Raw genomic sequence first — 18710 nt, forward strand, 5'->3', positions numbered from 1 at the left:
CACTCCGGCACAAGGAAATCGGACGGCGTAAAACTTGACTTACAAATCAAGTTTTAGCAAGTCCCATGCCTGAGTATATTCCTGAGGTACCGCGCCATGTAGCGAAATAATGACGCAATAAGGCAACTGAATGGCTTAGCTGCTCGGCGTGTCGGTGTCGCGCTTGCGCTTGTTGCCCATGCGCACGCCGATGTCCATCAGGAACTGGAAGAAACCTTCCTGGTCTTCCAGCACATTGCTCCAGAACGGCGAGTGATACAGCGCCACGGCGCCGTGCACCAGCGCCCAGGACGCGCAGTAATGGAAGTAAGGCGGCACGTCTTCGAGCTTGCCTTCGCTGATCCGACCCTTGATCAGCAGGGTCAGGCGTTCGAAGTTCGAGGCACGGATCTTGTGCAGTTCCTCGATCATCTCCGGCACCTGGTTGCCCTTGACCACCTTTTCTTCAAGGCGATCGAACAAGCGATAGCGTTGCGGATCGCGCATACGGAATTCGAAGTAGGCCCGGGACAGGGCTTCCTTGTCCTTGTCGACGTCTGCCGAATGCAACAGCTCGTTCAAATCGCGCTCGTAATCGAGCATCAGGCGCAGATAAATCTCGGCCTTCGATTTGAAATGCTTGTAGATCGTGCCTTTGCCGATACCGACGGCATCAGCAATCATCTCGACGGTGACACTGTCTTCACCTTGGTCGAGGAACAGCTTGAGCGCGGTATCGAGAATTTCTTGCTCACGGCGACGAAATTCACGGACCTTACGAGGTTCTTTATGCATAAGAAAAGGTCTGTCGGGGTCAAAATTCGAAGCCGCGTATTATGCCTAACTTGCGGCAAAATGCACGGATCATCCATCCATATCTGTGTTTCTTGATGAATTCTGGCAGCGCCGCCATTTAATGAGAACGCTTCCGAAGCGCACGTATTCCAAAATTGTTTAAAAACCTCGACCGGTGAACTGGACTCGGCGCAATACTGATCAATACTTCAACTGTCGGCGGGGCATCTCCCCCAAGTGCCGCGACGATATTGGTACCAACGGACCGCGTACCATTGTTTTACTCCTAATGGTCTTAACCCGGATTCACCCCCCAGAACCCGGGTTTTTTTTGCCTGCGATTTAACCTTTCACATGCGCGAGCGGGAACAGCCGCTTGAAGTTTTCCGTCGTCTGTTCGGCAAATCGCTCGTAGGACTCCCCGCGCAACATCGCCAGAAACTCTGCCACTTCCCGCACATACTGCGGCAGGTTCGGCTTGCCGCGATAGGGGATCGGCGCCAGGTACGGCGAGTCGGTTTCCACCAGCAGGCGGTCAGCGGGCACCTTGCTCGCCACATCACGCAGCGCATCGGCATTGCGGAAGGTGACAATGCCGGACAAGGAGATGTAATAACCCATGTCCAGCGCCGCTTTGGCCATGTCCCAATCTTCGGTGAAGCAGTGCAGGACGCCGGCCTGGGGCAGCGCGGCTTCACGCAACAGGTTCAAGGTGTCGGCCCGGGCGCCACGGGTGTGAATGATCACGGGCTTGCCGGTCTGCTGCGCGGCTTGCAGGTGCAGGCGAAACGATTCCTGCTGCAGCTCCGCCGCTTCAGGTTCGTAGTGATAATCCAGGCCGGTTTCACCAATCGCCACCACACGCGGATGGTTGAGCTCCTGCAACAGCCAGTCCAGCGCCGGCGCAGCACCCGGCTGCACGTCCAGCGGATGCACGCCGACGGAACAGTCGACATCGTCGTAACGCTCGGCCAGGGCCTTGACGTCGGCCGCGTTGTCGACGCTGACACCGATACACAGAAAGTGCCCTACCCCGCGCTGCCGGGCCGCATCGAGTGCGGCATCCAGAGAGCCGTCGTGGGCGGCGAGGTCGAGGCGATCAAGGTGGCAATGGGAATCTACGAGCATAAAAATGGCTGCAACTTACATCGTATGGGTGGGACGGTCGGACTTCAGGGCTCCGGCCAGATGGGTTTCGATTCGACTGCGGGCGGTATCGTCGCCGTCGTTGAACTGCACGCCGACGCCGGCAGCGCGATTGCCTTGAGCGCCTTTGGGCGTGATCCAGGCGACCTTGCCGGCCACTGGAATCTTCTCCGGTTCATCCATCAGGTTCAGCAGCATGAATACCTCATCGCCCAACTTGTAGCTTTTGTTGGTCGGAATAAACAGGCCACCGTTCTTGATGAATGGCATATAGGCCGCGTACAGCACGGACTTGTCCTTGATGGTCAGGGACAAAATGCCGTTGCGCGGTCCTGGGTTGACGGCTTCATTCATGCTGACCTCCACTGCTGATGTTCAGAGGATAGGCCCAGTCGGTCACTTCTGGGTAGGCAATGACGCCCATTGCACCAGCAACGCTTCGAGCAACAGCACCCGATTGAGGTTGGCCTTGCTCATGACTTTCTGGCGCTGGGCGAGTATCCAGTCCTGGATGTTCAGGACTTTGTCCTGAGCGCTCTTCTGCGCCAGGTATTGAATCACCTTGCGCATATCGGCCAGTCCCAGTCCTTCTTCGTCCTGGGTCAACTGATAACGCAGGATCAGGCTCGACCAATCGCAAAACCAGTCGAACAGCAACAACAGCGGAATCGCGTTCCAGCCTTCGGCCAGTTGCGTCGGCGATTGCTGTTGCTTGAGCAACTTCTTCACGCCGTCGACTACCAGCGCCCGCTGCTCGCGAACGCCCTGGGCCTGCAAGTTGACGGCGGCCAGCGGCGAACCGGCGGCGAGGGTCAGCAACTCGATGCGCTCTTCTTCGGAACAGTCCGGCAGCGCCTTCGCCAGCCACGCCAGACTCATGGCCTCGCTCGGCAGCGGGCAGGCTTGCTGCACGCAACGACTCTTGATGGTCGGCAACAGACGGCTGGTCTGATGGCTGACCAGCAGCAATACCGTGTCGCCGGACGGCTCTTCAAGGCTTTTGAGCAAGGCGTTGGCCGCGTTGATGTTCATCGACTCGACCGGCTCGATCAACACCACTTTGCGGCCGCCCATCTGCGAGGTCTGCACCACGAAGCTGACCAGATCCCGCACCTGATCGACCTTGATCGCCTTGTCGGCTTCTTCCGGTTCCAGGATGTAGTTGTCGGGATGGCTACCGGCCTTCAGCAACAGGCAGGATTTGCATTCACCGCAGGCGTCCTCGGCTGTCGGGCGCTGGCACAGCAAACTGGCCATCAAGCGTTCGGCCAACGCGCGCTTGCCGATCCCGGCCGGGCCATGCAGCAAATAGGCGTGAGCATGTTGCTTGCGACCCGCCAGCTGCTGCCAGAGGCTGTCCTGCCACGGATAGGCTTCAGCCACGTGTCAGCTCCAGCAAACGTGGGAGCAAGGCGTCCAGCGACTGCTGAACCTGGGCCAGCGGTTGGGCGGCATCGACCAGCACATAACGCGCCGGATCGGCTTCAGCACGCTTGAGAAACGCACTGCGCACCGCATCGAAAAACGTCCGGCCTTCCAGTTCGAAGCGATCCAGGCGACCGCGCGCACTGGCACGCGCCAGACCCACTTCCACCGGAAGATCGAAAATCAGTGTCAGGTCCGGGCGCAGATCGCCCTGGACGAACGTTTCGAGCGTCGCAATGCGCTCCAGCGACAAGCCACGACCGCCACCCTGATAGGCGTAGGTAGAATCGGTAAAGCGATCACACAACACCACCGCACCACGGGCCAGTGCCGGGCGGATCACGCCGGCCAGATGCTGGGCGCGCGCGGCAAACACCAGCAGCAATTCGGTGTCCGGGTCCATGACTTCATCGACCGGCGCCAGCAACACCTCGCGAATTTTCTCGGCTAACGGCGTGCCACCCGGCTCGCGGGTCAGCACCACCTCGATACCGGCGGCGCGCAGGCGCTCGGCCAGGTATTCACGGTTGGTGCTCTTGCCGGCGCCTTCGGGGCCTTCCAGGGTAATAAACAAGCCAGTCACAGGCAGTCCTTAGTCAGAATCATTGCGGGCTTTGCGGCGCAGTGGCGTCCGGTTCGGACGCAGGCGCGGCGGGCTCTTTGGCAGGTTCTTGAGCCGGTTCTTGCGTTGCCTCTTGAGTCGGCGCTTGTTGAACCGGCTCTTGCGGCGTCACGGGTGGCAAAGCCTCGGGGGCCGTGTCGGGCGAAGCCGCCGGAATCGGTGCTGGCTCATCCGTCGCCTCAGGTGCGGTGACCGGTGCCGGGCTGGAACGATAATCGGCGCGGCGCTTGAGCTGGAATTCGCGCACCGCGTTGTTATGTGCGTCCATATCATCGGAGAACACGTGGCTGCCATCGCCGCGCGCGACAAAATACAGGCTGTTGCCAGCCACCGGATTCAACGCAGCGTGGATCGCTTCCCGGCCGACCATCGAAATCGGCGTCGGCGGCAGGCCGGCGATCACGTAGGTATTGTAAGGAGTCGCTTCCTTGAGGTGCGCACGGGTCAACTTGCCGTTGTAACGATCACCCAGGCCGTAGATCACGGTCGGATCGGTCTGCAACAGCATGCCCATTTCCATGCGCCGCACGAACACGCCGGCGATCTGCCCCCGCTCTTGTGGTACGCCGGTTTCCTTTTCCACCAGCGAAGCCATGATCAGCGCTTGATAGGGTTCGGTATACGGCACGTCCGCCGAACGCTGCGCCCACTCCTTGGCGAGGACTTCGTCGAGGCGGTCGTAAGCTTTTTTCAGCAGCTCGGCGTCCGTCATGCCACGCACGAAACGGTAGGTGTCCGGGAAGAATCGCCCTTCCGGAAAGATCCCGGCGTGACCGAGCTTGTCCATCACTTCGCTATCGCTCAAGCCGTTCAACGTCTGCTCGAGCTTTTCATCCTTGGCCAGGGCCAAACGGACCTGATGGAAATTCCAGCCTTCGACCAGCGTCAAGCTGTACTGAACCATTTCCCCGCGCTTCCACAGATCGATAAGGCCTTCAACGGTCATGCCGGGCTGCATGCGGTACTCGCCTTTGTGCAGCGGTTGCCCGGCCAGATTGAAGCGCCAATACACGCGCAACCAGAAAGCGTCCTTGATGACGCCATCGGCTTCGAGTCGATAGAAAGTGCGGGTAGGTGTCGTACCCTTGGGCACGTCCAGCAGTTGTTCCTGGGTAATGTTCAGCGGCTGTTCCAGCGCCGAATGGATTTTCCAGGCCGAAGCGCCCAGACACAGCCCTGCCAGAACCAGGCCGGTTTCCAGCAACAGCAAGAATTTACGTCTCACGTATCAAGCATCCAGTAGCGCACGAGCAATGGTTTGGAGTTTACGGGTGAGCGGCCCAACCGACCAGCTCAGTGCTGCATAGGCGCGCACCGGCCAAACGCCATACACGCTGTTACAGACAAAGACTTCGTCAGCCCATTGCAGCTGTTCGAGGGTGATATCGGTGATTTGCGTGGGAATCCCCAGCGACTCGGCTTGAAACAATAATTCGGAACGCATCACGCCAGCGACGCCGCAGCGTTTTAGATCGGCAGTGATCAACACGCCATCGCGGACCAGGAACAGATTACTGAACACGCCTTCGATCACGCGCCCGGCCTGATCCAGCATCAAGCCTTCGGCATGCTCGGTGTCTTGCCATTCGGAACGGGCGATGACTTGCTCAAGACGATTCAGGTGTTTGAGCCCGGCAAGCAAGGGTTGTTTGCTCAGTCGCGTGGTGCAGGGAAACAATCGCACGCCCTGCTCTGCATGAACAGCAGGATAAGCAGCAGGAGGATTGCCTTGCAGGATGCGTCGGGCCTGGGCGGCAGGATCGGGTGCGTAACCGCGCAAGCTGTCGCCGCGAGTGAGGATGAGCTTGAGCACACCCTCCCCCAGCGCTGCGGCGTAGGCCAGCAGTTCGCTGCGGATCAGTACCTGATCAGCCGTGATCGCCAGACGCGAACAGCCCTCGGCCAGACGCGCCAGATGCCGGTCCAGCAACAGCGGCTGGCCGCCGCGCACGGCGATGGTTTCGAACAGACCATCGCCGTAGGCCAGGCCGCGATCCTTCAGCGACAGAGCGTCAGCCGGCTGACCGTCGACCCAGCTGTCCATCAGTCAGCGAACCGGCGGAACACCAGCGAACCGTTGGTCCCACCAAACCCGAAGGAGTTGGACAGGACCACATCGATGTCCATGTTGCGCGCGGTGTGCGGCACGAAGTCCAGATCGCAGCCTTCGTCGGGCTCATCGAGGTTGATGGTCGGCGGTGCCACCTGGCTGTTGATCGCCAGCACACTGAAGATCGCTTCGACCGCACCCGCTGCACCCAACAGGTGACCGGTCATGGACTTGGTCGAACTGACCGCCAGCTTGTAGGCGTGATCGCCGAACACCGACTTGATCGCACAGGCTTCGGCGAGGTCGCCGGCCGAAGTCGAGGTACCGTGGGCGTTGATGTACTGGACTTGATCGCTGTTGATTTTCGCGTCGCGCAGGGCGTTGGTAATGCAACGTGCAGCGCCTGCACCGTCCGCCGGAGGCGAAGTCATGTGGTAGGCGTCGCCACTGGTGCCGAAGCCGATCAGCTCGGCGTAGATGGTCGCGCCGCGCGCCTTGGCGTGCTCCAGTTCTTCCAGAACCAGCGCACCGGCACCGTCGGACAGGACGAAGCCATCACGGCCCTTGTCCCATGGACGGCTGGCGCGGGTTGGCTCGTCGTTGCGGGTCGACAGTGCGCGGGAGGCACCGAAGCCACCCATGCCCAGGCCGCAAGCGGCCATCTCGGCGCCGCCGGCAATCATCACGTCGGCTTCGTCGTACATGATGTTGCGTGCCGCCATGCCGATGCAGTGCGTACCGGTGGTACACGCAGTGGCGATGGCGTAGTTAGGTCCCTGTGCACCCAAATGGATCGACAGGAAACCGGAAATCATATTGATGATCGAGCCAGGCACGAAAAACGGAGAGATCCGTCGTGGGCCGGAATCATGCAGCGTGCGGCTGGTTTCTTCGATATTGGTCAGACCGCCAATACCCGAACCCATGGCCACGCCGATGCGCTCACGATTGGCGTCGGTGACTTCAAGCCCTGCGTTACGCACAGCCTGGAAACCGGCGGCCAGACCGTACTGAATGAACAGGTCGAGCTTGCGAGCTTCCTTGACCGACAGGTATTCCTCGACATTGAAGCCCTTTACCGAGCCGCCAAAACGGGTGGAATAGGCAGAAAGGTCGGTGTGTTCGATCAGACCAATGCCACTGCGGCCGGCCAGAATGCCCTGCCAACTGCTCGGCACATCCGTGCCCAGTGGCGACAACATACCCATACCGGTGACTACGACGCGTCTACGCGACACAGCACTCTCCTTTTTTCAAATGACGACTTTGCATCAGGCCTAAAGAAAAAACCGCACGCCATGATGGCAGTGCGGTTTTTCCATGACAGCAAGCAACGATTACAAACTATTACGCCTGGTGGCTAGTAACGTAGTCGATTGCAGCTTGTACAGTAGTGATCTTCTCAGCTTCTTCGTCAGGGATTTCGGTCTCGAATTCCTCTTCCAGAGCCATCACCAGCTCAACGGTGTCAAGGGAGTCGGCACCCAGGTCTTCAACGAAGGAAGCAGTGTTGACCACTTCTTCTTCTTTAACGCCCAGTTGCTCGGCAACGATTTTCTTGACGCGCTCTTCGATGGTGCTCATACCTTGTTTTCACTCCTAATGGACAAATTCAGGCAGCTGGCCAGTGGGTAAGTGTATAGAAAGACTTTTCAGTTTTTCAACTGAAAGCTTCACTCCTCAAACCCTGCAGCCCTCTGCCTATAAATAGATTGCAGCTTTATAACGGATTTTAGACAGCTCGTATGACATTTTTTTGAAGCAATCCGTCACATTTAACTCATGTACATCCCGCCGTTCACCGGGATTGTAGCCCCAGTAACGTAAGCCGCACCGTCGGACGCAAGAAAAGCGACCACAGACGCGATCTCTTGTGCTTGCCCCAGACGGCCCAGCGGAATTTGCGTCTGCAAGGCTTCACGCTGTGCCTCGGGCAGTTCGCGGGTCATATCGGTGTCGATGAACCCAGGGGCCACCGAGTTTACCGTAATCGAACGCGAACCGACTTCACGCGCCAGTGCGCGGCTGAAACCTTCCAGACCGGCCTTGGCGGCAGCGTAGTTTACTTGGCCTGCGTTGCCCATGGCACCCACAACCGAGCCAATACTGATAATTCGTCCCCAACGGGCTTTGGTCATACCGCGCAAAACACCCTTGGACAGGCGGAACAGACTGTTCAGGTTGGTATCGACGACGTCATGCCATTCGTCATCTTTCATGCGCATCATCAGGTTATCGCGGGTGATACCGGCATTATTGACCAGGATCGCCGGCGCACCGAACTGCTCCTGGATGCTCGCGAGCACTGCAGCAACGGATTCGTCGCTGGTGACATTGAGCTCCAGGCCAGTGCCTTGAATACCGTTTTCCTTCAGGGTAGCGGCGATACGCTCGGCGCCCGACGCGGACGTCGCGGTGCCCACGACGATGGCACCCTGACGACCCAGTTCCAGGGCGATAGCCTGGCCGATACCGCGGCTCGCACCGGTGACCAGTGCAACTTTACCTTGCAGACTCATGCAAGCTTCTCCTGATTCAGGCCAAGGCTGCGCGGGCGGCAGCAAAGGCGTCTGGGGTATTGAGATTGGATGTCGACACGCCTTCGGCGCAGCGTTTGTTCAAGCCGGCCAGCACTTTGCCAGGACCGCATTCGACCAGCTGGACCGCGCCCTTGGCAGCCAGCGCCTGGACCGATTCGACCCAGCGCACAGGCTTGTAGAGCTGCTCAAGCAGATCGCGCTTGAGGGTTTCGAGATCGGCCGGCACGTTGGCGCTGACGTTTTGTACCACAGGAATCTGTGGTTCCTGCCAGTCGATCGCAGCGATCGACGCCGCAAAACGTTCGGCCGCCGGACGCATCAGCTCGCAGTGGGACGGCACGCTGACCGGCAATGGCATGGCGCGCTTGGCACCACGCGCCTTGCAGCCTTCGATGGCACGCTCGACTGCAGCCTTGGCACCGGCGATAACCACCTGGCCTGGCGAGTTGAAATTCACCGCGCTGACCACTTCGCCCTGCGCCGCTTCGGCGCAGGCTGCCAGTACATCGGCATCGTCCAGACCGAGGATGGCAGCCATGCCGCCCTGCCCGGCCGGAACGGCTTCCTGCATCAACTGACCGCGACGCTCCACCAGCTTCACCGCGTCGCCCAGACTCAGGCTACCCGCCGCGACCAGCGCGCTGTATTCGCCCAGGCTGTGACCGGCAACGTAAGCCGGACGCGCGCCGCCTTCAGCCAGCCACAGACGCCACAAGGCGATCGAGGCGGTCAGAATGGCCGGCTGGGTTTTATCGGTTTGATTGAGTTGCTCTTCCGGCCCTTGCTGGGTCAGTGCCCACAGGTCGTAACCCAGAGCATCGGAAGCTTCTTTGAATGTTTCGAGGACAACCGGATGTTGCGCGCCCAACTCGGCCAGCATGCCGAGGGACTGCGAACCCTGTCCCGGAAAGACGAATGCGAGGGAAGCAGACATGTAACAAGCCCCTAATGATCTTGTCGTCGGAGAATTGACGTCCCGCTTCGGGGACGCAAGAAACTGACAGTTTGGATGGCCAATTGAACTGAGCGGTCACATTTAAGCATTGTCCGACGAAAATGCCTAAAGCAACAAATCCTCCAGACGACCGTGAATCCGTTCCGGCAGGTTTTCCTGAATCTCGATCAAGGCACGGGAGATGGCGCTCTGGAAACCCTGAACCCCCGCAGAACCGTGACTTTTCACCACAATTCCCTGCAAACCGAGGAAGCTTGCGCCGTTATGCCGCGCGGGCGCCAGGTCCGCCTGCAGCCGCTTCATCAATGGCAGCGCCATGGCGCCGACCATTTTTGACGCAAGGTTTTTCTTGAACAGGGCTTCGATGCGACCAGAGATCATAGTCGCCAACCCTTCGCTGGATTTCAGCAGGATATTGCCGACGAAGCCGTCGCACACCACCACATCCGCCTCGCCCCGGTACAAGCCGTCACCTTCGACAAAACCGATGTAGTTGATGCCGCGAGCACTCTGCAGCAAAGTCGCCGCCAGCTTGACCTGCTGATTGCCCTTGATGTCTTCGGTGCCAATGTTCAGCAACGCGACACGCGGGCGAACGATGCCGAGGGTTTCTGCCGCGACCGAACCCATCACCGCGAACTGCAGCAGATGCTCGGCACTGCAATCGACGTTGGCGCCCAGATCGAGCAACTGGCAAAAGCCCTTCTGCGTCGGAATCGCCGCGACCATGGCCGGCCGGTCAATACCCGGCAACGTCTTGAGCACAAACCGCGACAAAGCCATCAGCGCACCGGTATTGCCAGCGCTGACGCAGGCCTGGACCTTGCCGTCCCGCAGCAACTCGAGTGCCACGCGCATTGACGAATCGGGCTTGCCGCGCAAGGCCTGGGCAGGCTTTTCGTCCATGGTGATGACTTCGGATGCCGGAGCAATCGACAGGCGCGAGCGATCCACAGCCGATTGGCCAGCGATCAATTCTTCAAGAAGGGAGGGTTGACCGACAAGGGTCAGGTGCAGCGAGGGCGTAGCAGACAGGCAAGCAAGGCTGGCCTGAACAATGCTGCGGGGACCGAAGTCCCCGCCCATTGCGTCAATCGCGATGACTTGAGCGGACAAGTGATTACTCGTCAGCGCCCTTGTCGATCACTTTACGGCCACGGTATACGCCTTCTGGCGATACGTGGTGACGCAGGTGAACTTCACCGGTGGTTTTTTCTACAGACAGGGTGCTAGCCTCGAGAGCGTCGTGCGAACGACGCATGTCACGGGCAGAGCGGGATTTTTTGTTCTGCTGAACAGCCATAATTGATTAACTCCTAAACGTTTGGGTCACGCTTTAACTGCGCCAATACACTGAACGGGTTGGACCGCGTTACCTCGTCCTCGCTCGGTTCGGCCTCTTCGAGACCCCCCGGCTGCTGGCATTCTTCCGGATGATGAGCAGGCACAATGGGCAAGGCGAGCAGAAGCTCCTCCTCGATCAGTGACTGCAGATCCAATGGATCTTCGCCCAGTTCCAGCACGTCATAACCTTTCGGCAACGACTGGGTATTCGCACCCTCCTTCACCACAGCATAACTGCATTCGCTATGGATCGGCAGGGTGACCAGCTCAAGACAACGCTGGCAAACCATTTTGACTTCGGTGTCGATAAAGCTGTGGATTACCACAGACTTACGTTCATCTCGTTCAAAAACGAATTTAGCCTGCACCGTACCGACAGTGTCGGAAAGCGGGTCGCAGAGTCTCTCCAAATCGGCCAGCAGCAGTTCACCTTGAAGGGTGGTGCCACGGTCAGCCAATTTGCGCGGGTCAACGTGAGGTGGAATCGGGTCATTCAACATAGGCGCAGCATTATAGGGATGCACCCGGCCATGTCAAAGGAAATTCAGCCCTGTCCGTCACCTGGAAGCCTCGTTAGAATTCGCGCCTGTCTTCTGGAGATGCGCATGCTGCCTTTATTACTCGCTTCTAGCTCGGCATATCGCCGGGAATTGCTGGCCCGCTTGCAGCTGCCATTCACCTGTAGCTCGCCGGATATCGATGAAAGTCATCGCCCGGGAGAGCCCGCCATCGAGCTGGTAAAGCGCCTCGCCAAAGAAAAAGCCCAGGCCCTCACCGGCAGCCATTCCGCTCATCTGATCATCGGCTCCGATCAGGTCGCAGTGCTCGGCGACAGGATCATCGGCAAGCCCCACACCTTCGAAAAGGCCCGTGAACAGCTGCAGGCGTCGAGCGGCGCCAGCGTGACCTTCCTGACCGGCCTCGCCCTGCTCAACAGCCAGACCGGACACTGCCAGGTCGACTGCGTGCCATTCACCGTACACATGCGCACGCTCGACACTGCACGCATCGAACGCTACCTGCGCGCCGAACAACCCTACGATTGCGCTGGCAGCTTCAAGGCCGAAGGTTTGGGGGTGAGCCTGTTTCAAAGCACCGAAGGCCCTGACGCCACCAGTCTGATCGGACTGCCGCTGATTCGCCTGATCGACATGCTGCTGAATGAAGGCGTGCAAATCCCCTGAACACAAAAAACCGGCCAAACAGGCCGGTTTTTTATGCAGACAGAAGATCAGCGCAGCGACGGACCGTTAAACCCCATCCACATCGCCAAATGCTCAGCCACGCTGGCACCAAGCTTCTTCGAGAAGCGATCGAACGGCGATTCCTGAACGGTGAAGTCCACCAGCTCTTTTTCACCAATCACGTCACGCGCCACCGAACTGGCATTGCCCAGGCCATCGATCAAGCCCAGCGGCAACGCCTGCTCACCGGACCAGACCAACCCGGAGAACAACTCCGGATGCTCTTTGTCCTTGAGGCGATCGCCACGCCCCTTCTTGACGCTGCTGATGAACTGCTGGTGCGTCGTATCGAGCACGCCCTGCCAGAACCGCGTCTCTTCAGGCTTTTGCGGCTGGAACGGATCGAGGAACGACTTGTGCTCGCCAGACGTGTAGGTGCGACGCTCGACACCCAGTTTCTCCATGGTGCCGACAAACCCGTAACCCGCCGCCGTCACACCAATGGAGCCCACCAGACTCGCCTTGTCGGCATAAATCTGATCCGCCGCACTGGCGATGTAATAGGCGCCGGAAGCGCCCAGGTCGGAGATCACCGCATAAACCTTGGTGTCCGGGTGCAGGCCACGCAAGCGGCGGATCTCGTCATAAACGTAACCCGACTGCACCGGACTGCCGCCCGGACTGTTGATGCGCAGGATGACGCCCTTGACCTTCTCATCTTCAAAGGCTGCGCGCAGGCTGCCGACGATGTTGTCAGCGCTGGCGGGCTCCTTGTCGGCGATCATGCCCGTCACGTCGATCAGCGCGGTGTAATTGCCGCTGCGGCTGGCGGCTTTTTCCATGTCCATCAGCGGCGTGAACAGGACCAGCGCGCCAAACAGATACACAAAGGTCAGCAGCTTGAAGAAAATCCCCCAGCGCCGCGAACGGCGCTGCTCCTGCACGCTGGCCAGCAGGGTTTTTTCCAGCAGCTTCCAGCTCTTCTCGTCACCGCTCTCTGCGCTCGCCTTGGCGGGTGCTTTCCATTCGTCGGTCATGACATCTACCCCAGCAAAAATCTATTAGGCCCGCTGACTCAGCCAGGCATGCAATTCTGAAAAACGATCGATGGCCAGTGCCGGCTCGAACAGCTTCAGCGCCTCGATCGATTGCGCGCCGTAGCTGACCGCCACCGAATCCATGCCGGCATTGCGCGCCATCTGCAGGTCGAAGGATGAATCACCGACCATCAACGCTTGCTCCGGGCGAACCTCGCAATGGGTGAGGATCTGCTCGAGCATCAGCGGATGGGGCTTGCTGGCGGTTTCGTCGGCCGCGCGGGTGATGTCGAAATAATCCTCCCAACCATGCGCCTGCAGCACACGATCCAGCCCGCGACGCGCCTTGCCGGTCGCAACCGCCAGGTGATAACCCTCGGCGCGAAACGCCTCCATCGACTCGACCACCCCTTCAAACAGCGGCGAAGGAACGGCTTCCGAAGCGATGTAGTGATCGGCATAGTGCTGACGGAAAGCCACCAGTTCGTTGTCGCCGATTTCCGGATACAACGTGCGAATGGCTTCCGGAAGGCCCAGCCCGATGATGCCCTTGACGGCAAAATCATCGCGCAACGGGAAACCGGATCGTTCGGACGCGACGTGCATCGCCTCGACAATCCGACCAATGGAGTCGGCGAGCGTGCCGTCCCAATCGAAAATCAGCAGTTTGTAATCAGATGGGCGCACTCAATCGCTCCACGGTCTTGGCCCACATCTCGTCGACAGGTGCCTGCAACTTCAGCTCGCCACCATCGGGCAGCGGCACGGTCAGCATGTAGGCATGCAGGAACAGGCGCTTGCCGCCCAGGTCACGGATTTCCTTGCTGAAACCTTCGTCGCCGTACTTGGTGTCGCCAGCGATGCAATGCCCGGCGTGCAGGGTGTGGACGCGGATCTGGTGAGTCCGGCCGGTAATCGGCTTGGCTTCGATCAGGGTGGCAAAGTCGCCGAATCGGCGCAGGACCTTGAACACGGTCACAGACTCCTTGCCCTCCTCCTCGTCGACTTCGACCATCCGCTCGCCGGAACGCAGATTGCTCTTGCCCAGCGATGCTCGGACTTGCTTGATCGAGGCCGCCCAGTTACCGCGGACCAGCGCCATGTAGCGTTTGTCCACGCCATCACCGCGCAAGGCCGTGTGCAAGTGACGCAGCATGCTGCGTTTCTTGGCGATCATCAGCAGGCCGGACGTGTCACGGTCGAGACGGTGAACCAGCTCAAGCTCCTTGGCATCGGGGCGCAACTGACGAAAGGCTTCGATCACGCCGTAAGTCAGGCCGCTGCCGCCGTGAACCGCGATACCGCAAGGCTTGTTGATCACCATCAACGCTTTGTCTTCATAGATAATCGAGGCTTCGAGTCGCTGCAGCAGGCCCTGGGCCAGCGGCACAGGTTCGTCGCGTTCAGGCACGCGAACCGGCGGCACGCGCACGATATCGCCCGCCTGCAGCTTGTATTCGGGCTTGATCCGGCCTTTGTTCACTCGCACTTCGCCTTTACGCAAAATGCGGTAAATCAAGGTCTTGGGCACGCCTTTGAGCCGAGCGAGAAGGAAGTTATCAATTCGTTGGCCGGCATATTCCGGCGAGACCTCCAGCAGTTGTACGGCTGGGGTCGAAGGGGCAGTAGTCGTCATGGCGCGGATGATATCAATTTTTTATGGAATTGAAGCACTTAATCATTACTGCTATAGTCGCGAACGCCGCCAAAAGCGGCCTGGGCAGCGGACCAACGGTCAAAAACCGGCCCTGACCAATGCAATTCACCAGGACGCGAGGCCGTCCTACGGGGCTTTCGCTACGTAACGGTGGAGTTTGCAGGTGTAACGAGCGCAGGTGACATAAGGCCTGAATCACGCCGCAAAGCAGAGTTTTCACTCGCTTTACGAGCCAATATTCACGGCCAGTTCACAAAGTGCAGTCAGCTGCGAATGACCCCGAGCGAACGCTTCGGAAACAACGCCTAAATTAGCCATGATGCGTGACCTCCCCTTTCGGAGCTCACGGTAAATGCCAACCCGCTGCGGATTCTGCGCGCGGCAGCACCCGAATTATCAGGGATACGTGTAGGGTGGAGATGCACAACCGCTGGACTGTGTAGCAATAGGCTTTATCAAGACGCTTCATCTCGTCCACAGCCGCTGGTTGATTCCTCCTCCTGACTGAGTGCTTAAGTAGCCACAGCAAGCAGGACGCGTACGTCGCGACGAAGGCCCACATTGGCCGGACTTCGCTGGACACGGGAATGGCCAACCACTCCCGACGCACCTGACACCGACCATGAGAAGTCGTGTGTGCCGAACGCCGTTTCCGGCAGCCCGGAAACCGACGGTACTACATGAAAAGAATGCTGATTAACGCAACTCAACCCGAAGAGTTGCGTGTTGCACTGGTAGATGGCCAACGCCTCTACGACCTGGACATCGAATCCGGTGCACGCGAGCAGAAGAAGGCCAACATCTATAAAGGCCGGATTACTCGCATCGAACCAAGCCTTGAGGCTGCCTTTGTCGATTTCGGCTCCGAGCGCCACGGCTTCCTGCCCCTCAAAGAAATCTCCCGCGAATACTTCAAGAAGGCTCCTGAAGGCCGCGTCAACATCAAGGACGTCCTGAGCGAAGGCCAGGAAGTCATCGTTCAGGTCGAAAAAGAAGAACGTGGCAACAAGGGCGCCGCCCTGACCACCTTCATCAGCCTGGCCGGTCGTTATCTCGTTCTGATGCCGAACAACCCGCGTGCCGGCGGTATCTCCCGTCGCATCGAAGGTGAAGAGCGCAACGAACTGCGTGAAGCCCTGAACGGCCTGGTTGCCCCGGCCGACATGGGTCTGATCGTGCGCACTGCCGGCCTCGGCCGCAGCAGCGAAGAAATGCAGTGGGACCTCGATTACCTGCTGCAACTCTGGACCGCCATCAAAGAAGCCTCGCTGGATCGTTCCGCGCCATTCCTGATCTACCAGGAAAGCAACGTGATCATCCGCGCCATCCGCGATTACCTGCGCCAGGACATCGGCGAAGTGCTGATCGACAGCGTTGAAGCCCAGGACGAAGCCCTGACCTTCATCCGCCAGGTGATGCCGCAGTACGCCAGCAAGATCAAGCTGTACGAAGACAGCGTTCCGCTGTTCAACCGTTTCCAGATCGAAAGCCAGATCGAGACCGCTTTCCAGCGCGTCGTTGAACTGCCTTCCGGCGGCTCCATCGTTATCGATCCGACCGAAGCCCTGGTGTCCATCGACATCAACTCGGCGCGCGCCACCAAAGGCAGCGACATCGAAGAAACCGCCCTGCAGACCAACCTTGAAGCCGCCGAAGAAATCGCCCGTCAGTTGCGCCTGCGCGACATCGGCGGCCTAATCGTCATCGACTTCATCGACATGACCCCTGCCAAGAACCAGCGCGCCGTGGAAGAAAAAGTCCGCGAATGCCTGGAAGCCGACCGCGCTCGCGTGCAAGTCGGTCGCATCTCGCGCTTCGGCCTGCTGGAAATGTCCCGTCAGCGCCTGCGTCCATCGCTCGGCGAAAGCAGCGGCATCGTTTGCCCGCGTTGCAACGGCACCGGCATCATCCGTGACGTTGAATCGCTGTCGCTGGCGATCCTGCGCCTGATCGAAGAAGAAGCCCTGAAAGACCGCACCGCCGAAGTCCGCGCCCAAGTGCCGATTCCGGTCGCAGCCTTCCTGCTCAACGAAAAACGCAACTCGATCACCAAGATCGAACTGCGCACCCGTGCCCGCATCGTCATTCTGCCGAACGATCACCTCGAGACGCCGCACTTCGAAGTTCAGCGTCTGCGCGATGACAGCCCGGAAGCCGCGGTTGGCCAGTCCAGCTACGAAATCGCTGCTGCCGCTGCCGAAGTCGAAGAAGTCCAGCCAGCCGCTGCGACCCGCACCCTGGTTCGCCAGGAAGCCGCGGTCAAGACTGCTCCGGCCCGCGCCAACGCTCCGGTTCCGACCGAAGTCGTTGCTGCTCCTGTTGCTGCACCGGCCGTCGTGCCAGAGCCAAGCTTGTTCAAAGGCCTGGTGAAGTCGCTGGTTGGTCTGTTTGCAACCAAGGAAGAGCCTGCTGCTCCGGTTGCGGTTGAAAAACCGGCGACCACCGAGCGTCCGGCCCGCAACGAAGAGCGCCGCAACGGTCGCCAGCAGAGCCGCAACCGTAACGGTCGCCGCGATGAAGAGCGCAAGCCTCGCGAGGAACGTGCACCGCGTGAAGAACGCGCACCACGTGAGCCACGCGAAGCCCGCGAAGCCCGCGAAGAAACCCCGGCAGTCGCTCGTGAAGAACGCGCTCCACGCGAAGAACGCGCACCGCGCGCCCCGCGTGAAGAACGTGCACCGCGCGCGCCTCGCGAAGATCGCAAGCCACGTGGCGAGCGTGAAGAGCGGGTTCGTGAACTGCGTGAACCTCTGGATGCCACGGCTCCGGTCGCTGCAGCTGCAGCTACCGCTGAAGAGCGTCCAGCCCGCCAGCCACGCGAAGAACGTGCTCCACGCCCACCGCGTGAAGAGCGTCAACCACGTGCCGAGCAAGCCGCTGCCGCTGTAGCCGAAGAAGAACTGACCGGCAACGAAGAGCAACTGCAGGAAGACGGTCAGGAAGGCGCCGAAGGCGATCGTCCACGCCGCCGCTCCCGTGGCCAGCGTCGTCGCAGCAACCGTCGCGAGCGTCAACGCGATGCCAACGGCAACGTGATCGAAGGTTCGGAAGAATCGGAATCCGCGGAAGGCAACGAAGCGGGCGAAAGCCGCGAAGCGCCAAGCGCTGCCGATCTGGCCGCCGGTCTTGCCGTTACCGCAGCCGTTGCCAGCAGCGTGATCAGCGCTCCGGCCGAAGCACAAGCCAACGAGCAAGCCGAACGCGCCACTGCCGCCACACTGGAAACTGCTCCAGTAGAAGCGCCGGTCGTTGAAGCGACTACGCCTGTAGAAGTAACTTCCGCTCCGGAAATCGAAGTGGCACCGGCTCAGGAAGCACAGCCTCAGGTTGAAGCTGCCGCTGAACCGGCGTTCATTGCTGAAGCGCCTGCCGTGGTTGCAGAGCCGGTTGTTGAAACCGTTGCTGAAACCGTGACCGAAACGGTTCGTGAAGTTCGCGAAGAGCAAACCGCGTTCAACTGGGTTGCCGAGACAGCTGTTGCCGAAGCGCCAGCACCAGAAGCTGAAGCCAAGGTCTCCGAGCCAGTAGTGGCTGCTGCCGAACCTGCTCCGGTGGTCGAAGCGCCTGCGCCGGTTGTCGCTGAAGTGGCTGTACCAGCCGTCGAAGCCGCTCCCGTCAGCGCCCTGACGCCAAGTGGCCGCGCGCCGAACGACCCGCGTGAAGTGCGTCGTCGCAAGCGTGAAGAAGAGCGTCTGCAGAAGGAAGCCGAACTAGCTGCCGCTGCTGCTCCGGTCGCTGTCGAAGTGGCACCTGTTGTGGCTGAAGTCGTCGAGGCAGCTCCTGCCCCGGCTGCTGAAGTCACTGCCGAGCCAGCTGACTCCGTGATCGACGAAGCACCGCGCTCCGTTCAGGAAGCGGTAGAGCAACACGAACAAGCCCTGGAAAAAGAACACGAGCCTAAACCCCTCGTCTGATTCCATCGGCCATTAAAATGCCCCGTCTGGTGATCCAGGCGGGGCTTTTTTTATGTCTTGAA

The 18710-nt window shown here is 59.8% G+C and carries 19 protein-coding genes; 2 read left to right on the forward strand and 17 right to left on the reverse strand.

Features of this window, described 5'->3' with window-relative positions; translation table 11 throughout:
* Window positions 1-135 precede the first annotated feature (135 nt).
* From J2Y86_RS10190 to J2Y86_RS10255, 14 genes are all read right to left on the reverse strand, one after another.
* Window positions 136-774, reverse strand: coding sequence for a TetR/AcrR family transcriptional regulator (locus tag J2Y86_RS10190; protein ID WP_008031613.1), 639 nt, complete (start codon window positions 772-774; stop codon window positions 136-138).
* A gap of 342 nt (window positions 775-1116) precedes the next feature.
* Window positions 1117-1902, reverse strand: a complete 786-nt coding sequence (locus tag J2Y86_RS10195) for a TatD family hydrolase (RefSeq protein ID WP_253430474.1) — start codon at window positions 1900-1902, stop codon at window positions 1117-1119.
* Between the two features lie 15 nt (window positions 1903-1917).
* Entirely contained in the window at window positions 1918-2274 is a 357-nt protein-coding gene (locus J2Y86_RS10200) for a PilZ domain-containing protein (RefSeq protein WP_084322986.1), read from the reverse strand.
* Window positions 2275-2316: 42 nt separating this feature from the next.
* Complete coding sequence (locus J2Y86_RS10205) at window positions 2317-3303, reverse strand: DNA polymerase III subunit delta' (RefSeq protein ID WP_253430478.1); 987 nt, start codon at window positions 3301-3303, stop codon at window positions 2317-2319.
* Entirely contained in the window at window positions 3296-3928 is a 633-nt protein-coding gene (gene tmk, locus J2Y86_RS10210; RefSeq protein WP_253430481.1) for a dTMP kinase, read from the reverse strand. The genes J2Y86_RS10205 and tmk overlap by 8 nt, the downstream gene beginning before the upstream one ends.
* 19 nt (window positions 3929-3947) lie before the next feature.
* On the reverse strand, window positions 3948-5192 hold the full coding sequence (gene mltG / locus J2Y86_RS10215) for an endolytic transglycosylase MltG (protein WP_253430484.1): 1245 nt from the start codon (window positions 5190-5192) through the stop codon (window positions 3948-3950).
* Window positions 5193-5195: 3 nt separating this feature from the next.
* A complete protein-coding gene (gene pabC, locus J2Y86_RS10220; protein WP_253430487.1) occupies window positions 5196-6011 on the reverse strand; it encodes an aminodeoxychorismate lyase in 816 nt (271 codons plus the stop codon).
* Window positions 6011-7255 (reverse strand): beta-ketoacyl-ACP synthase II, encoded by a 1245-nt coding sequence (fabF, locus tag J2Y86_RS10225; RefSeq protein ID WP_084322981.1) that lies wholly within the window; start codon window positions 7253-7255, stop codon window positions 6011-6013. Before fabF ends, pabC begins: the two co-directional genes overlap by 1 nt.
* 109 nt (window positions 7256-7364) lie before the next feature.
* Window positions 7365-7601, reverse strand: a complete 237-nt coding sequence (gene acpP / locus J2Y86_RS10230; RefSeq protein ID WP_003175607.1) for an acyl carrier protein — start codon at window positions 7599-7601, stop codon at window positions 7365-7367.
* A gap of 191 nt (window positions 7602-7792) precedes the next feature.
* Window positions 7793-8536: a 3-oxoacyl-ACP reductase FabG gene (fabG, locus tag J2Y86_RS10235; RefSeq protein ID WP_007942004.1), complete on the reverse strand. Its 744-nt coding sequence runs from the start codon at window positions 8534-8536 to the stop codon at window positions 7793-7795.
* Window positions 8537-8552: 16 nt separating this feature from the next.
* A complete protein-coding gene (gene fabD / locus J2Y86_RS10240; protein WP_253430491.1) occupies window positions 8553-9491 on the reverse strand; it encodes an ACP S-malonyltransferase in 939 nt (312 codons plus the stop codon).
* A 126-nt stretch (window positions 9492-9617) separates the two neighbouring features.
* Window positions 9618-10628 (reverse strand): phosphate acyltransferase PlsX, encoded by a 1011-nt coding sequence (gene plsX, locus J2Y86_RS10245; protein ID WP_253430495.1) that lies wholly within the window; start codon window positions 10626-10628, stop codon window positions 9618-9620.
* A gap of 4 nt (window positions 10629-10632) precedes the next feature.
* The gene (gene rpmF / locus J2Y86_RS10250) at window positions 10633-10815 is read right to left on the reverse strand and encodes a 50S ribosomal protein L32 (RefSeq protein WP_003179396.1); all 183 of its coding nucleotides are present in this window, start codon (window positions 10813-10815) and stop codon (window positions 10633-10635) included.
* Window positions 10816-10828: 13 nt separating this feature from the next.
* The gene (locus J2Y86_RS10255; protein WP_017340114.1) at window positions 10829-11356 is read right to left on the reverse strand and encodes a YceD family protein; all 528 of its coding nucleotides are present in this window, start codon (window positions 11354-11356) and stop codon (window positions 10829-10831) included.
* A gap of 105 nt (window positions 11357-11461) precedes the next feature.
* On the opposite strand from J2Y86_RS10255, the gene J2Y86_RS10260 reads away from it, so the two are divergent.
* Window positions 11462-12040: a Maf family protein gene (locus tag J2Y86_RS10260; RefSeq protein ID WP_253430499.1), complete on the forward strand. Its 579-nt coding sequence runs from the start codon at window positions 11462-11464 to the stop codon at window positions 12038-12040.
* 47 nt (window positions 12041-12087) lie between these two features.
* Here J2Y86_RS10260 and sppA read toward each other — a convergent pair whose 3' ends face one another.
* Genes sppA through rluC form a run of 3 tightly spaced genes read right to left on the reverse strand, consistent with a single transcriptional unit; the run spans window position 12088 to window position 14713 of the window.
* Entirely contained in the window at window positions 12088-13077 is a 990-nt protein-coding gene (gene sppA / locus J2Y86_RS10265) for a signal peptide peptidase SppA (protein WP_253430502.1), read from the reverse strand.
* Between the two features lie 24 nt (window positions 13078-13101).
* Window positions 13102-13764: an HAD-IA family hydrolase gene (locus tag J2Y86_RS10270; RefSeq protein WP_253430505.1), complete on the reverse strand. Its 663-nt coding sequence runs from the start codon at window positions 13762-13764 to the stop codon at window positions 13102-13104.
* Window positions 13751-14713: a 23S rRNA pseudouridine(955/2504/2580) synthase RluC gene (gene rluC, locus J2Y86_RS10275; RefSeq protein WP_253430507.1), complete on the reverse strand. Its 963-nt coding sequence runs from the start codon at window positions 14711-14713 to the stop codon at window positions 13751-13753. Before rluC ends, J2Y86_RS10270 begins: the two co-directional genes overlap by 14 nt.
* Before the next feature lie 701 nt (window positions 14714-15414).
* Here rluC and rne point away from each other — a divergent pair.
* Window positions 15415-18648 carry a ribonuclease E gene (rne, locus tag J2Y86_RS10280; protein WP_253430510.1) on the forward strand — a complete coding sequence of 1078 codons (3234 nt, stop codon included), beginning with the start codon at window positions 15415-15417 and terminating at the stop codon, window positions 18646-18648.
* Window positions 18649-18710 lie beyond the last annotated feature (62 nt).

The sequence above is a fragment of the Pseudomonas migulae genome (genome assembly GCF_024169315.1).
GTDB classification, from domain to species: Bacteria; Pseudomonadota; Gammaproteobacteria; order Pseudomonadales; family Pseudomonadaceae; genus Aquipseudomonas; species Aquipseudomonas migulae_B.